The sequence below is a fragment of the Chryseobacterium limigenitum genome, assembly GCF_900114875.1.
GTDB lineage: Bacteria > Bacteroidota > Bacteroidia > Flavobacteriales > Weeksellaceae > Chryseobacterium > Chryseobacterium limigenitum.
Genome location: NZ_FPKW01000002.1, coordinates 372,630 through 388,071, shown reverse-complemented (window position 1 = coordinate 388,071; position 15,442 = coordinate 372,630). Strand labels below are relative to the sequence as shown.

Here is a 15,442-nt window from a genome sequence, read left to right as displayed (position 1 = left end):
TTAATCTTTAAGGAAAATAAAGTTCTCAGGTTCATTGTCCTCATCTCCGTCTACATCATCCTCGTCTCCTTCTTCACTTAAAGCCAATTCTATATCAATAAACTGAATATACAACCCACAAATATCTCCGCTGGCATCATAAGCAAAGTAAACAGGATAGCTTCCGTCGCCAAAACCACTTGCAAACATTGGAATCTGATAATTTGTATTAGGAACAGTCCAGTTGATCCAATCTCCTGCTTCTCTCTGATTGTCTGGATGATCTTTATAGCTTTGTTCAAAAATTCCGGCAAAATAATCATCGTACACATTGTCTACATCCGTCTCAGCAACAAACTTATCTACAGACGGAAGCACTTCTGCATCAGTTATACATCCTAAACCTGCATCAACTCCGAAACCGAAAAAATCGTCTTCGGTTACGCCTTCCAATTCTTCAATTCCGATTAAGGCTTCACGGTAAACAACAGGTTTTTCTTTGGTAAATTCAACCTTTACAACAGCATATCTGTCGCCCCAATCTTCAGATTTTACCACCGCAATCGTCACAGGGAAATTTCCTTTCGGAGCCTGAATGAAATAAGGTTTTTCATTAGAACTCAGATAAACAAGCGGATCTCTCACCACCACTTTTCCGGACGGAAGAGAAACATTTCCGATGGCCATCGTTTCCATTTTCTGTCCCAGAATCTCATTCGAAGTAAAATAGGTTTCAAGGTCTGTAGGACAAACCATGATATCCTTTACTTCTTCCCATTTTTGCATCCAGTTTTCGTTCATTTTCTTACTATTTTAAATTTGGTTCAATTAAGCATTAAAAATACAGCTTATTTAGTCTACATCAAACTCTTCTTCGTCTTTTAATCCTTTAATAAATGTTTCATTTTCATTCTTAATAAGGATTAATAACTAAAAAAATCCCTTTCAGTAAAAACCAAAAGGGATTGTAAATTTATATTTTATTTTGAATTAAATCAATCCAAACTGTTCAAAATGATGGGTGAAATGTTTTTTATGCATCAGTTCCCACATTTCTTTGTTTAATTTTCCGAATACAAAATTCATGTGCTCAGCTTGTGGGTTTTCTTTATAATACACTGAGAATTTTTTCAGATTATCTAAGAAAGACTGTTTTGCAAAGTCCAGATTTTTATGTCTTAATTCTAACAACTTTTCATCTTCAGCTAAGAATGGCGCAGAGAAATCTTTTGGCATCTTTCTGTGATTGTAAAGAGAATCCTGCCATTTTTCCAACTGTTCTTCTGGAGTGAAACATTTATCAGCTTCCGGTTCGCCTAAGCTTACCAAAATGCCATGCTCCAAATGCTCGATCATTTGCTGAGGTGACATTTTGCCCCAAATTGGCTGCGTATTTTCAGTTAAGCCATTTACAATTTTCTGAACATTTTTAAGATCGATAAAAGGAGAATGTTTTGCCACCAATGTTAAAATTGTTGCTACACAAACTACTTCCTCCCTTTGATTCACCACTTCAACCAGCCACTTCACCACACCGGAAGGAATATTTCTTCCTTTTACTCCTCTGTTGATCTTTTCTTTCGCCGTTAAATAAACCGTAATCGTATCTCCTGCATAAACAGGCTTGAAGAAGGAACAGTTTTCTAATCCATAATTCGCAATAACCGGTCCTTTTTTCCCTGAAACGAACAATCCAGCCGCTGCGGAAAGGATGAAATATCCGTGAGCAACTGTTTTATCGAAAATAGTTCCCGTTAAGCTCGTTGCATCTGTGTGTGCGTAGAAATGATCCCACGAAACGTTTGAGAAATTAACGATATCTGCATCAGTAACCGTTCTTCCTGCTGTTTCCAAAGAATCTCCGACCTCAACATCTTCAAAATATTTCTGGAAAGGATGTTTGTCTGCATACTTTTTCTCTGCTCCTTGCTGATATACTTTTGTGATCGCCGTCAAAATATCCGGAGAACCTTGAATTGCTGTTTTTTGAAGAAAGAAATGAAGACCGTTCAATCCACCCATTTCCTCGCCGCCGCCTGCTCTACCGGGACCTCCGTGCATTAACGTAGGAAGTGGAGAACCATGACCTGTACTTTCTTTCGCATTATCTCTGTTTAACACAAAAATTCTACCGTGCTGAGAAGCCATTTTCCAAGAAGTTTCTGCAACGAATTTCTCATCGTGAGAAACAATTGAACCTACCAAACTTCCTTTTCCTCTTTTTGCCAAGGCCGCAGCTTCTTCTGCATCTTTGTAAGGCATCAACGTAGAAACCGGACCAAAAGCTTCGACATCGTGAGAGATATTTTTAGTGAAAGGAGAATCATTTAAGAACAATTTCGGACTCATAAATGCTCCATTTTCATAGTCTGCATCTACAAGTTCGTGTTTTCCGTCATATACAAGTTCATTTTCGGTTTTTAAGATATTTACTTTTCTTAAAACCTCATCGTATTGCTGCTTTCCAACCAAAGAACCCATTCTTGTATCTCTGCTTAATGGGTTTCCTATTTTAGTCTGATCTAAAGCTTTAGACAAGGCATTTTGAACATCACCAATTAAGTTTTCAGGAACAATAATTCTTCTGATCGCTGTACATTTCTGTCCGGCTTTCGTTGTCATTTCTGTACGAACTTCTTTGATGAACAAATCAAATTCAGGAGTTCCAGGCTTTGCGTCTAATCCAAGAATTGAACAGTTCAAAGAATCTGCTTCCATATTGAAACGAACAGCATTTCCTGAAACGGAAGGTAAAGATTTTAATTTTCTACCCGTCGTTGCAGAACCTGTGAACAATACAGAGTCTCCATCCTTAACATAATCCAGAATATTTCCCGGCTCACCACAAACCAATTGAAGTGCCCCTTCAGGAAGAACTCCACTTTCGATCATATCCTGAAAAACTGCGTTGGTTAAATAAGAACCAAAAGGAGACGGTTTTACAATCGAAGGAACACCCGCTAACAATGAAGTCGATAATTTCTCCAACATTCCCCAAACAGGAAAGTTATAAGCGTTGATCTGTACAGAAACACCTTCACTTGGCGTTAAAATATGAGTTCCCAAGAAAGTTCCGTTAGCAGAAATTTTCTGAGTTTCCCCGTCTACCCAAAATGGAGTGTTTGGAAGCATTCTCTTTGCCAATCCTGAGTAAGTGAAAAAAGTACCAAAACCTCCTTCAATATCTACCCAAGAATCTGCGTGAGTTGCCCCTGTTTTATATGATAATTCGTAATATTTTTTCTTTCTTTCTAAAAGGTAAAGCGCCACTTTTTTCAACATTTCTCCGCGATCGTAGAACGTCATTGAAGAAAGATTTTTGTAACCCACTGTTCGACCATAATCAAGAGCCTGCTCAAAATTCAGCCCTTCCGTATCAGAAACAGCAACCTGCTCTCCTGTCACGGCATTGTACAAAGGAATTCCGTTTCCGGTACCTTCTACCCATTCTCCGAGGATATAGTTTTTTAATTTTTCCATATAGTTTTTTACTTTTTATTTACATTTAATTTTATGTTCCTAATAATCAAATAAGGAACATAAAGGATTACCGAGATATCTAATAATAAGATAAAAATAAAAGACATCTCATATTTAAATTTGCTCCTTTCAAAATCTCGAATCATTTCATCTGACTCCGCATGTTCTATCAAATCTAAAAAGTCCGGTGAATTTTTAATTAAATAAAACCCTGAAAAATTGATTGCAATTATTATAATCAAAATTAAAAACCAATATTTCTTTAGGAAATTTATCATTTCGACATTGATTTACTTTGGTTCTTGATAAGGAAACAATTTCACCAACCCTTCATACAAACTTCTGTGAAGAATCGTTGCGTGATTATCTCCTTCCATCATTTTATATTCTACCGTCCAGTTTTTTTTATTTGATTTTTTAAGAATATCGTAGAGATCTTCTGCATCTTTTATCATTACCGGATGTTCCCCTTTTCCAACAGAAACATAAACGAATTTTTTAGTATCCGGAATTTTAGTTAACAATTGATTTGCTTGTTTTAAAAGACTTTCATCATCCCACCACAAACTCGGGCTGATGATAAAATAATTATTGAACATTGCAGGTTTTTTCAACAAAATTTCTGTTGCTAAAAGTCCGCCAAGAGACTGACCGAAGATGTAGGTATCTGTTGTTTTAAACTGACTTTCGATATAAGGTTTTAATTCTTTTTCCAGGAAATTAATAAACTTATCAGAATGTCCCGTCGTAGGATAATCTTTTTGTAAATCTTTTAAATCGGTGTGAAATGTGAAATCTCTTTTTCTATCAATATTGGCAATTCCGACCACTATTGTTTCAGGCATTGCATACATTTGATTAAAAAATTGAACCAATCCTGTTACATGAATAAAATCTTCATTCATACTTCCATCCAAAAGATAGATAATCGGATAAGATTTTGCTTTATCAAAGCCTTGGGGAAGATAGATATTTAACGTTCTTTCTTCATTTAAGATCTTAGACTTAAATGTTCTGATTTCTCCAATAGTTAATGGTTTTACATTTCCGTTTTGTGCTAAAATCACATTGTGAAATGCAAACAAAATACTAGAGAAAATGAGAAGTCTTTTAAACATGTTTATTTCTTTTTATCTTTTCCAAACCTCATAGGTTTTGAAAACCTATGAGGTTTAAATAGGTGCAATTATTTTACATCATCCCAAATACTGTAATCAACAACTTTGGTAGGAATCTGCTGAACAAATTCAGTAAATGGTTCGCAAGGCAAAATCGCATCTTTTCCTTCTCTTGCCAACTCCTGATATAATCTTGTTCCCTCTGTTTTCCATTTAATCATTTCATCAGAAACATCACGAATAATTTTTGCAGGACTTCCAACTATTAATTTTCTTGCTTCACATCTGAAATTTGCAGGGACAAAAGCCAATGCTCCGATAATACATTCATCACCGATAACTGCTTTATCCATAACGACAGCATTCATTCCAACCAGACAGTTTTTTCCGATATGTCCGGAATGAATAATCGCACCGTGACCGATGTGCGCAGACTCTTCCAAAATAGTTTCAATACCCGGGAAAACGTGGAGTGTACAGTTTTCCTGGACATTGGCTCCGTCTTTGATGATAATTTTACCCCAGTCACCACGAATTACCGCATTTGGACCGATGTAAACTTCTTCACCAATTTCCACATTTCCTATAATCACCGCTTGTGGATGAATGTAAGCGGATGGCTTTATGATGGGGCGAATGCCGTGATATGAGTAGATATTCATAGTTTTTAAATTTAACAATGTATCAATCTAACAGTTTACCAATGAGATGCTTCGACAAGCTCAGCATGACAGAGTGTAAAATTGTTACATTAATACATTGTTATACTGTTACATTATTAATTTGTTACATTATTGAAAAAGTTACACTTTTTCAATTACCATTGCATAACCTTGTCCGACACCGATACAAAGGGTACACAACGCATACTTTTTATCTTGCTTTTGAAGTTCTATGGCTGCAGAACCGATGATTCTTGCTCCGGAAACTCCAAGTGGATGACCAATTGCAATTGCTCCTCCGTTTGGATTTACTCTTGAATCATCATCTTGTAAACCTAAACTTCTTGTTACCGCTAAAGATTGAGCGGCAAACGCTTCGTTCAATTCAATAATATCCATATCTTCTAATGAAAGATTTAATCTTTTCAATAGTTTTTGAGTTGCTTCTACCGGCCCGATTCCCATAATTCTTGGTTCAACACCTGCAACGGAAGATCCTAAAATTTTAGCTTTTGGCTTTAAACCATATTTTTTTACGGCTTCTTCACTTGCTAAAATAAGAGCAGCAGCTCCGTCGTTCATTCCTGAAGCATTTCCGGCAGTTACCGTTCCTTCTTTTCTGAAAGCCGGACGAAGTTTTCCTAAACCTTCCATTGAAGATGTAGGTTTGATGAATTCATCTTGATCGAAAATTTTTGGATCTCCTTTTTTCTGTGGAATTTCAACTTTTACAATTTCTTCCGCAAGCCTTCCACTTTCCTGAGCTTTAGTCGCTTTTTGTTGTGACCAAAGGGCAAATTTATCCTGATCTTCACGGCTGATATTATGCATATCCGCTAAGTTTTCAGCAGTGTCTCCCATTCCGTCAACTCCGTATAATTCTTTCATTTTTGGATTGATAAACCTCCATCCGAAAGTCGTATCAAACATCTGGCTGTCTCTACCGAAAGCAGCACTTGGTTTTGACATTACATAAGGCGAACGCGTCATGTGCTCAACTCCACCAGCAATATAAATTTCACCTTCCCCAGAAGCGATTGAACGGAAAGCATTTGCCACCGCCGACATTCCTGAAGCACAAAGCCTATTTACCGTTTCTCCTCCGATTTTGTAAGGAAGTCCAGCCAATAAAAGACCCATTCTTGCTACGTTTCTGTTATCTTCTCCTGCCTGATTGGCGCATCCGAAAATAACATCTTCAATTTCCTCAACAGGAACTTGGGGGTTTCTTGCAACAATTTCTTTAAGGACAACTGCCGCCAAATCGTCAGCTCTCACTTCCGATAATCCTCCCTGTAATTTTGAAATAGGAGTTCTGATGTAATCTATGATATATACGTTGTTCATAATTAAATTAATTTAACAATGTAGCAATGTAACAGTATAACAATGTTAAATGCCTTGGTTTTTATTTAGACTTGTACTTAATATTTTATAAATAATTTTTCCTAATTCTACAATTTGATGTTCAAGTTTTTCATCAAATGGATAATTTTTGGAATGCTTACACAGATAAAGCCAATATTTGGTTTCTTCCAATTCTTTAGCTGAAATTTTTATCTTATTGATAAAATCATTTTTGCTGTGAGGATTTTGTGCTTCAAATGCATTTGCACCAATGCTTGTTCCGGAGCGTAACAATTGTTTTGCAACAACAAATTTTCTTTTTTCTTCTAACAATTCACAAAATCCAATAATATCCAACGAAAATTGAACTGTTTTCTGAATCAATGGATTATTTTCAAAATTTATCATTATTAAATTGTTAGATCGGTAAATTATTACATTGCTACATTGAGTTTACAGCTCTGTTACTTTTTTTCCGATTTTATAGACTGTTCCGACGAATTTTGCAATCAAGTCGTTGTTTTGATTGGTAATTTTAATATCGTAAACAGCGGTTTTTCTTGTGTCGTTTACTAATATACTTTCTGCTCTGAAAACATCGCCTTCTTTTCCTGCTTTGGTAAAATTGATAATACAGTTCAGGGCAACAGCTGCATCTCCGGAATTGTTGGACGAAAATGCCAGTGCAGAATCCGCAAAAGCAAACGTAACGCCTCCGTGAACCGTCTTAAGCCCGTTGATCATGTCTTTTTTGATGGGCATTTCCAGTAAACAATAATTTTCTTTGACTTCGATCATTTTGATATTCATCCATTGGGAAAAATAATCCTGATCGAACATATAATCTGCAACTTGTCTTGGATTCATTTTTAATTTACACTTGTTATTTTATCATATAATTCATCAACCAATTTGTCGTAAATACTCATGGTTTTACCAAAAATTATTTGTTCGTATGAAAGATTTTCTGAATTTGACGGATTAGATTCATTTTGATAAGGAGCATTTAAGTCAATACCATTTTCATTAGCTAATCTTTTGATCAGCTCTTTATATTTTTCATTAAATATTCCCAACATTCCAAGTCTTTCCTGATCATCATTCATCGAAGAAAGTTCTTGAATGATGTATTCTTTTTCATTTAAAAGCCTTGTTTCTAATTCGGCTCTGAATTCATATATATTCATGAAAAAAATATTAATTATTTCATCAAATCTTTTCTATCAGGATCTTTTAAATATCTTTTACCATCTTTATCAAAACCCCAAACATTTGATATTTCTCTTATTTGAAATAAATCATAATCCCCTTTATGAATTTTGATTCTGTTCAATCTTCTTAATTTTCGATTTGCTTCTAATTTATTTTTCTTTTCCGTCACTGCAGTCGTAATTCCTGTTATGGGAGTTTTCTTTCTTGACCTACTCATCAATAAATTAGTTACTGTTAATCACAATTTTCTTAATAAAGGACTTTGTCTATATCTTTCTTCCTGATATTCTTCATAAAGATTTTGCAGGGTTTCGGAGATTTTTGCATATCCTATTCCTTTTCCCCAAGCCAATAAACCTTTAGGATAATTTACTCCTTTCTGCATTGCTAATTCTATATCTTCATCGTTGGCAATGCCTAATCTTTTGGCTTCAACTGCCTCATTGATCAACATTGAAATAATTCTTAAAAATATTTGTTGATACAACGCATCATTTTTTTCTGCAACCGGATTTTGAGCATTTTCTGAATAATCGTAGAAACCTTTTCCGGTTTTTCTGCCATGAAGTTTTGCTTCAGACATTCTTTGTTGAAGAAGAGATGGTTTGTATTTTGGGTCGTAGAAATATTCGTTGTAAACCGTTTTGGTTACCGAGAAATTTACATCAACACCAATTAAATCCATTAATTCAAAAGGTCCCATTTTGAAGTTTCCGATTGTTTTCATGGCTTCATCAACCTGTTCTATAGTGGCAATGTTTTCTTCAACAATTCTCAATCCTTCGCCGTAGTAAGGACGTGCGATTCTGTTTACGATAAAACCAGGAATATCTTTAGCAATCACAGGCGTTTTCCCCCAATCTTTCATGAGATTGTAGATTTTTTCCGCTAACGTTTTTTCTGTAAGTAAAGACGGGATAACCTCAACTAAAGGCATCAAAGGAGCCGGATTGAAGAAGTGAATTCCGATGAAACGCTCCGGTTTTTGTAATTCTGCACCGAGAGAGGTAATGGAAATGGATGATGTATTGGAACCAATGATACAGCTTTCTGAAACATAGGTCTCTAATTCTGTGAAAACTTTGGTTTTGATTTCTTTGTTTTCGATAATCGCTTCGATCACTAAATCAGAATCTTTTAAATCCTGTAAAGTTTCACCTTTAACGATATTATTTCTGATTTCTTCCGCTTTTTCCTGAGAAATTTTAGCTTTTTCAACTAATTTATTTAATGTTTTCTCTAAGCCTGAAAGAGCTTTATCAATTTGCGGAGTATTTGCGTCGAATAAAACGACTTTGCAACCCGCTGTTGCAGCTACCTGAGCGATTCCTACGCCCATAGTTCCTGCACCAATAATTCCTATATTTTTCATTAATTTATAGATGTTAGAATCTAGAAGTTAGAAGTTAGATTTTTCACTTGCTAATTTCTAACCTCTAATTTCTAATTTCTATAATATTATTTTCCTTTATAATTAGGTTTTCTTTTTTGTAAAAAGGCACTTACTCCTTCTTTGAAATCTTCTGTCTCAGCTGCTTCTTGCTGTAAATCTCCTTCTAATTCAAGCTGTTCTCTCAATGTATTGTGGTACGATTGAGCAAAAGCTTTCTTAGTCAATTTAATTGCTGCAGTCGGCATATTTGACATTTTTTCAAGGATTTCCATTGATTTTGGAGTGAATTCTTCTTCATTGAAAATTTCAGCAACCAAACCGTAAGATTTTGCTTCATCAGCAGATAATCTTTTTCCTGTGAATGCTAAATAATTTGCCAATTGCCTTCCTAATAATTTTGGCAAGAAATACGTTCCTCCAGTATCAGGAATTAAACCAATATTTGAAAATGCCTGAGCAAAATATGATTTATCAACCGCTAAAACGAAGTCACAGATCAACGCTAACATTGCGCCAGCTCCTACTGCAGGACCGTTTACCAATGCAACAACAGGTTTTTTACATTTTGTAATCTCGGTCACCAAAGGGTTATAATAATCTACGACAATCTTTCTGATGATATCGTGGTCATGATGTTCGTTACCTTGTACGAACGCATCATCCAAATTCTGGCCGGAGCAAAAAGCTTTTCCTCTTCCTGAAATTGCCACACATCTTACTGTATCATCATCGCTGCATTCTTTAATAAAATCTTTTAGATCTGATAAAGAAGGCTTTGTAAGGGCGTTCATTGTGTCTGGTTGATTGAGGTAAGCAATTTTAAGTTTTCCGTCAAAATGCGTTTCAATATCAAGTTGTGTATACATGGTTTTAAATTTAATGATTAAAGAATTAAAAAATTACACTGCTCTAATTTAACAATATTAAATAACGTAGCAATGTATCATTTTAATGACATTTAAAATAATCAAAAGGCTCTAAACAGTCTAAACACTGATACGAAGCCTTGCATAATGTAGACCCGAATCTGCTGATCTGTTTTGAATTCATAGAACCACAACGCGGACATTTTTTCGGTTTTCCGATGTGATGTTCGTCTGCTCCTTTTTCGGGAGGTGAAATTCCGTAGACACGAAGTTTTTCTCTCGCTTCATCTGTCAACCAGTCTGTTGTCCAGATCGGAAACATTTTGGTGACTACTTTCGCATCCCAACCGTTTTCTTTCATGATTTTCATGATGTCTTCCTCAATGGTAAACATAGCGGGACAGGCAGAATATGTCGGTGTAATTATTACTTCACAAGAATTCTCGCTGGTAATTTTCACTTCTCTTACAATACCTAATTCCACGATATTGATTACCGGAATTTCCGGATCGGGGACTAATTCTAATATTTCTAAAGGATTTTTCAATCTTCTTTTATCTGATTTTTTTAACGCAAAGTGCGCAAAGTTTTTTGACTACTAAATGTTTTTAAGTTCGCAAATGCGTTTCACTTAGCAAAGTCAACAAAGAATAAAATTTTCAATGATAGTTTAACATTTCACTTTAAAATTGTTATATTGATAAACTGATACATTGTTACATTCAAAAACCTACCAAGTACACCCCGGATACGCTCTCTGCATATACTGCAATTCACAAAGCATAAATCCGAAATATTCTGTATGATAACCCGTTCTGGATTTTGGTTGCATAAAAGGATTAGCCGGATATTCTAAACCGAAGTCCTGAAAATCTTTTTGTGTAATAGAAAGGAAATCTTCATACAACGCATCAACATTTGGAGCGATATTTAAAGTAATTAAATCATCTTCTCCTTCCACTTTTGCGAATAAACCTTTTGAATATTCCCAGATATTTTCGATTGCTCTTTCCAAACGCATTTTACTTTCTTCTGTTCCCTGTCCGAAAATTTTCATCCAGGAAGAAGCGTGAGTATAGTGATATCTTACTTCTTTCAAAGATTTTTGAGCAAGAGCAGAAAGTTCTTCATCGGCAGAGTTTGACAATGCTTCATACATCAATTTCTGATAAACAGAGAAAACATAGACTTTAAGAATCGTCTGCGCATAATCTTCATTCGGAAGTTCAACCCAATGAGCGTTTACATATTCGTGTTCGTATCTCAAAAATGCTAAATCATCTTCACTTTTACCGTTATCAGCCACTCTTGAAGCATAAACATAAAAATTGTTTGCTTGTCCAAGCTCGTCCAATGCGATGTTTGTCAATGCAATATCTTCCTCCAAATAAGGACCTTCACCACACCACGCTGACAATCTTTGTCCCATGATGAAACTGTCGTCCGCTAGTTTTAATAAATAATTATATAATGGATTCATTTTTTATAGAATTTAGAAATTAGAGGTTAGAAATTAGACTAAATTCTAGAATCTAACTTCTAACTTCTTTATTACATATTTTTTACATCGTTAGGAATATCGTAGAACGTCGGGTGACGGTACAATTTATCATCAGCCGGATCAAAGAAAGCTTCTTTATCAATTCCTTCTGAAGTCACAATATATTTACTTGGAACCACCCAAACAGAAGTTCCTTCTTTTCTTCTTGTATAAACGTCTCTTGCGTTCTGCAAAGCCATTTCTGCTGTTGGTGCCTGTACTATTCCAACGTGTTTGTGAGATAATCCCGGTTTAGTCTGAATAAACACTTCCCACATATCCAAATTTGCCATAAATAAAATTAAATTTAACAATGTATCAATGTACCAGTTTACCAATGAGATGCTTCGACAAGCTCAGCATGACAATGATTGTTACATTTTTACATTGGTATATTGTTATATTGAAATTTTTTCTTGTTTCTCTGCAAAAGCTATCGCCGCTTCTTTTACCCAAAGGTTTTCCTGCTGTGCTTTTACTTTTGTCTGTAATCTTTTCTTATTACAAGGTCCGTTTCCTTTTAAGATTTCCATGAATTCACCCCAAGGAAGTTCTCCGAAATCGTAATGCTGTCTTTCTTCATTCCATTTTAAATCTTTATCCGGAATGGTTAATCCTAAGAATTCAGCCTGAGAAACCGTAACGTCAATAAATCTCTGACGAAGACTGTCGTTACTTTCTCTTTTTACCCTGTAATTCATAGAGATTTTAGAGTTTGGTGAGCTGTCGTCATTTGGACCAAACATCATCAAAGCCGGCCACCAGAAACGGTTTAACGAAGCCTGAGCCATTTCTTTCTGCTGTTTTGTACCACGGCAAAGTGCCATCAAAATCTCGTAACCCTGTCTTTGGTGAAAAGATTCCTCTTTACAGATTTTAACCATTGCTCTTGAATAAGGACCATAAGAGTTCCCCATCAGCATTACCTGATTCATAATCGCTGCACCGTCAACCAACCAGCCGATGGCACCGATATCTGCCCAGCTCAACGTCGGATAGTTGAAAATACTTGAATATTTTGCCTTTCCTTCCAACATATCATCATAAGTTGCATCTCTGTCAGCTCTGATGGTTCCGTTTCCTAATGTTTCGGTTGCTGAATACAGGTATAAACCGTGCCCTGCTTCATCCTGAACTTTAGCCAAAAGAGCCATTTTTCTTCTTAATGAAGGTGCTCTGGAAATCCAGTTCGCTTCCGGCAACATTCCAACAATCTCAGAATGCGCGTGCTGTGAAATCTGACGAACCAATAATTTTCTGTAATCATCGGGCATTACATCTTTTGGTTCTACTTTATTTTCGTCGTGTACATATTGTACAAATTTTTCTAAATCCATAATTAAAATTTTTTAAAAATTTTAAAATATAACAATGAATCAATCTAACAGTCTAGCAATAATTGGTACATTGATATACTGGTAAATTGCTACATTAATTAAACATCATAATTAAGCATCACCACATTCGTTGTCGGGTGACATTGACACGTCAGAACGTAACCTCTGGCTACTTCATCTTCGGTAAGCGCGAAATTTTTCTCCATGAAAACTTCTCCTTCCAAAACCTGCGCTTTACACGTACAACAAACTCCTCCTTTGCATGCAAATGGCACAGGAAGATTGTCTTTCAATGCTTTATCTAAGATACTCTCTTTTTTAGAATTAAGGTGAAACGAATATTCATCATCATCGATAATGACCGTTACCATACTTTCTAAATTGGCAATTGCCTTGAATTCATCGCTCATTTCCTCAGAATTTTCTTCGTCAGGAGCAGTGAAATATTCAAATAAAACCTGGATTGCAGGCACTTTTTTCTCTTTCTTTAAATAATCAGCGATTCCTTTAATCATCTCTGAAGGTCCGCAAATGAAGAATGTAGATTCTTTAACATCAATATCTGTATATCTTTCAAACAGCTGATCTAATTTTTCGGGAGAAATTCTTCCTTCAAAAATAGGATCTTCGTGCTGCTCACGGCTTACTAAATAAACAACTTTCAGTCTTCCGTTAAAAGTTTCAACCAATTTATCGATCTCGGCCTTTTTCATCACATGATTCATGCTTCTGTTGCTGTAGAACAAATAAGCGTTTGAATTCGGCTCCTGGTAAAGACTCTCTTTAATATTTGATAAAACCGGAGAAATTCCGCTTCCTGCCGCCAAACCAACGTAAGTTTTTACGTTTGTCGGGTGATAAGACGTGTTAAAACCGCCCATCGGAGGCATCACTTCAAGAACTTCATCCATGTGAAGATGCTCGTTGAAATAACCGGAAACTTTTCCGTTTTCCAACAACTTCACCAATACTTCCAGCGTGTTGCTTTTTTCACTCGGCGCATTGCAGATAGAGTAAGAACGTCTCTCTTCGTTTCCGTCGATCATCATTCGGAAGTTAAGATACTGCCCCTGCTTGAATCTGAATTTATCTTTCAGTTCCTCAGGAATTTCAACGGCTACATTCACAGCATCGTTGGTATCTTTCTGAACTCTTACCGTTTTTAATTTATAAAATGAATTCATTTTGTTTTAAGTATTCTATTAATTTTTCCACCTTCGCACTTAGGCAAACTGTCCTGAGCATGAATTTTCACTTTCGTGGTGATTCCTACTCGCTTTTTTATTTCGTTTTCTATACTTTTTGCAAAGTTTCCGACAAAAATAGCATAATCATCGGTATTTATTTCAATTTGTTGTCCTTTCACAAATTCATCATCAATTTCCAGATCGATATCCAATGCTACACACATCTGTTCTTTCTCAATCGGCGTTAAATAATAATTCGGAACCACGCCTTCCACATGAGAAAACGCCTCTTCAATCTGACTCGGATATACATTTACGCCTCTTACGATCAGCATATCATCGGCTCTTCCAAGAATTGGTCTCATTTTAACCATTGTTCTTTTTGAGTTTTCTTCGTAATAAAGACTTGTAATATCGTTCGTCCAATAACGTAAAAGCGGCATTGCTTTTTTCGTTAAAGTCGTAATCACCAAAACTCCTTCTTCCCCGAAAGTAACCGGTTGTTTGGTAATCGGATCTAAAATTTCAGGATAAAAATGATCTTCCCAAATGTAAGAACCTCCTTTCTCCTCAAAATCTTCCATCGAAACTCCTGGTCCGATAATTTCGCTTAAACCATAAATATTGGTAGCATGAACTCCCAATTTTTCTTCAATATGATGTCTTATAATCTCCGTCCAAGGTTCTGAACCCAAAACGGCATATTTTAAACTGATTTCTTCTGCCGAGATTCCTCTTTTAGCAAATTCATCAGCGATTGTTAAAGCATAAGATGGCGAACAACAGATAACTTCCGGTTTAAAGTCTATAATTAAATCGACCTGTCTTGTTGTCATTCCTCCCGAAATCGGAAGAACACTCATTCCTAATTTTTCAGCTCCGTAATGAAGACCAAGTCCGCCAGTGAAAATTCCATATCCATAGGCGTTGTGTAACTGCATTCCCGGTTTTGCTCCGGCTGCATTCAACGATCTTGCTACTACTTCACTGAATAAATCAACGTCTTCTTTTGTATATCCTACCACCGTTGGTTTTCCCGTTGTTCCGCTTGAACAGTGAATTCTTTGTAATTCATTTTTCGGAACCGTAAATAATCCGAACGGATAATTGTCTCTTAAATCCTGTTTGTACGTGATCGGGAGCTTTGAAATATCTTCAATTGTCCTTATTTCCTGTGGAGATATTCCTAATTCATCAAATTTTCCTTTATAAAAATCCGACTTCTCCTCAAGATAACCCACCAAATTCACCAGTCTTTCAGACTGGAGCTGTCTCAATTGGTCGAGCTGTAAGTATTCAACTGAAAAATCCACATTCATGA

Annotated in this window: 17 protein-coding genes; all 17 read right to left on the bottom strand. The window is 35.9% G+C overall.

Annotated features, from left to right (window positions below; genetic code table 11):
• Entirely contained in the window at nt 1-780 is a 780-nt protein-coding gene (locus tag BT156_RS04520) for a DUF4241 domain-containing protein (protein WP_072407593.1), read from the bottom strand.
• Nucleotides 781-969: 189 nt separating this feature from the next.
• Complete coding sequence (gene paaZ / locus BT156_RS04515) at nt 970-3,459, bottom strand: phenylacetic acid degradation bifunctional protein PaaZ (RefSeq protein WP_072407591.1); 2,490 nt, start codon at nt 3,457-3,459, stop codon at nt 970-972.
• 290 nt (nt 3,460-3,749) lie between these two features.
• Nucleotides 3,750-4,577, bottom strand: a complete 828-nt coding sequence (locus BT156_RS04510; RefSeq protein WP_072407589.1) for an alpha/beta hydrolase — start codon at nt 4,575-4,577, stop codon at nt 3,750-3,752.
• A gap of 68 nt (nt 4,578-4,645) precedes the next feature.
• Nucleotides 4,646-5,239, bottom strand: coding sequence for an acyltransferase (locus BT156_RS04505; protein ID WP_072407587.1), 594 nt, complete (start codon nt 5,237-5,239; stop codon nt 4,646-4,648).
• Between the two features lie 141 nt (nt 5,240-5,380).
• Nucleotides 5,381-6,586: a 3-oxoadipyl-CoA thiolase gene (gene pcaF, locus BT156_RS04500; RefSeq protein WP_072407585.1), complete on the bottom strand. Its 1,206-nt coding sequence runs from the start codon at nt 6,584-6,586 to the stop codon at nt 5,381-5,383.
• A gap of 45 nt (nt 6,587-6,631) precedes the next feature.
• Entirely contained in the window at nt 6,632-6,994 is a 363-nt protein-coding gene (locus BT156_RS04495) for a four helix bundle protein (RefSeq protein ID WP_072407583.1), read from the bottom strand.
• A 45-nt stretch (nt 6,995-7,039) separates the two neighbouring features.
• Complete coding sequence (locus BT156_RS04490; protein WP_072407581.1) at nt 7,040-7,453, bottom strand: PaaI family thioesterase; 414 nt, start codon at nt 7,451-7,453, stop codon at nt 7,040-7,042.
• Between the two features lie 2 nt (nt 7,454-7,455).
• A complete protein-coding gene (locus BT156_RS04485) occupies nt 7,456-7,773 on the bottom strand; it encodes a hypothetical protein (RefSeq protein WP_072407579.1) in 318 nt (105 codons plus the stop codon).
• A 14-nt stretch (nt 7,774-7,787) separates the two neighbouring features.
• Nucleotides 7,788-8,015: a hypothetical protein gene (locus tag BT156_RS04480; RefSeq protein ID WP_072407577.1), complete on the bottom strand. Its 228-nt coding sequence runs from the start codon at nt 8,013-8,015 to the stop codon at nt 7,788-7,790.
• Nucleotides 8,016-8,036: 21 nt separating this feature from the next.
• Nucleotides 8,037-9,170: a 3-hydroxyacyl-CoA dehydrogenase NAD-binding domain-containing protein gene (locus tag BT156_RS04475; protein ID WP_072407575.1), complete on the bottom strand. Its 1,134-nt coding sequence runs from the start codon at nt 9,168-9,170 to the stop codon at nt 8,037-8,039.
• 86 nt (nt 9,171-9,256) lie between these two features.
• The gene (locus BT156_RS04470; RefSeq protein ID WP_072407573.1) at nt 9,257-10,057 is read right to left on the bottom strand and encodes an enoyl-CoA hydratase/isomerase family protein; all 801 of its coding nucleotides are present in this window, start codon (nt 10,055-10,057) and stop codon (nt 9,257-9,259) included.
• An 82-nt stretch (nt 10,058-10,139) separates the two neighbouring features.
• Entirely contained in the window at nt 10,140-10,604 is a 465-nt protein-coding gene (gene paaD / locus BT156_RS04465; protein WP_072407571.1) for a 1,2-phenylacetyl-CoA epoxidase subunit PaaD, read from the bottom strand.
• 183 nt (nt 10,605-10,787) lie between these two features.
• On the bottom strand, nt 10,788-11,537 hold the full coding sequence (gene paaC / locus BT156_RS04460; RefSeq protein ID WP_072407569.1) for a 1,2-phenylacetyl-CoA epoxidase subunit PaaC: 750 nt from the start codon (nt 11,535-11,537) through the stop codon (nt 10,788-10,790).
• A gap of 71 nt (nt 11,538-11,608) precedes the next feature.
• Nucleotides 11,609-11,890, bottom strand: a complete 282-nt coding sequence (paaB, locus tag BT156_RS04455; protein WP_034679196.1) for a 1,2-phenylacetyl-CoA epoxidase subunit PaaB — start codon at nt 11,888-11,890, stop codon at nt 11,609-11,611.
• Between the two features lie 105 nt (nt 11,891-11,995).
• Complete coding sequence (paaA, locus tag BT156_RS04450) at nt 11,996-12,934, bottom strand: 1,2-phenylacetyl-CoA epoxidase subunit PaaA (protein ID WP_072407567.1); 939 nt, start codon at nt 12,932-12,934, stop codon at nt 11,996-11,998.
• A 98-nt stretch (nt 12,935-13,032) separates the two neighbouring features.
• Nucleotides 13,033-14,118 carry a 2Fe-2S iron-sulfur cluster-binding protein gene (locus tag BT156_RS04445; protein WP_072407565.1) on the bottom strand — a complete coding sequence of 362 codons (1,086 nt, stop codon included), beginning with the start codon at nt 14,116-14,118 and terminating at the stop codon, nt 13,033-13,035.
• Nucleotides 14,115-15,434, bottom strand: coding sequence for a phenylacetate--CoA ligase family protein (locus BT156_RS04440; protein WP_083582292.1), 1,320 nt, complete (start codon nt 15,432-15,434; stop codon nt 14,115-14,117). The genes BT156_RS04445 and BT156_RS04440 overlap by 4 nt, the downstream gene beginning before the upstream one ends.
• Between the last annotated feature and the right edge of the window lie 8 nt (nt 15,435-15,442).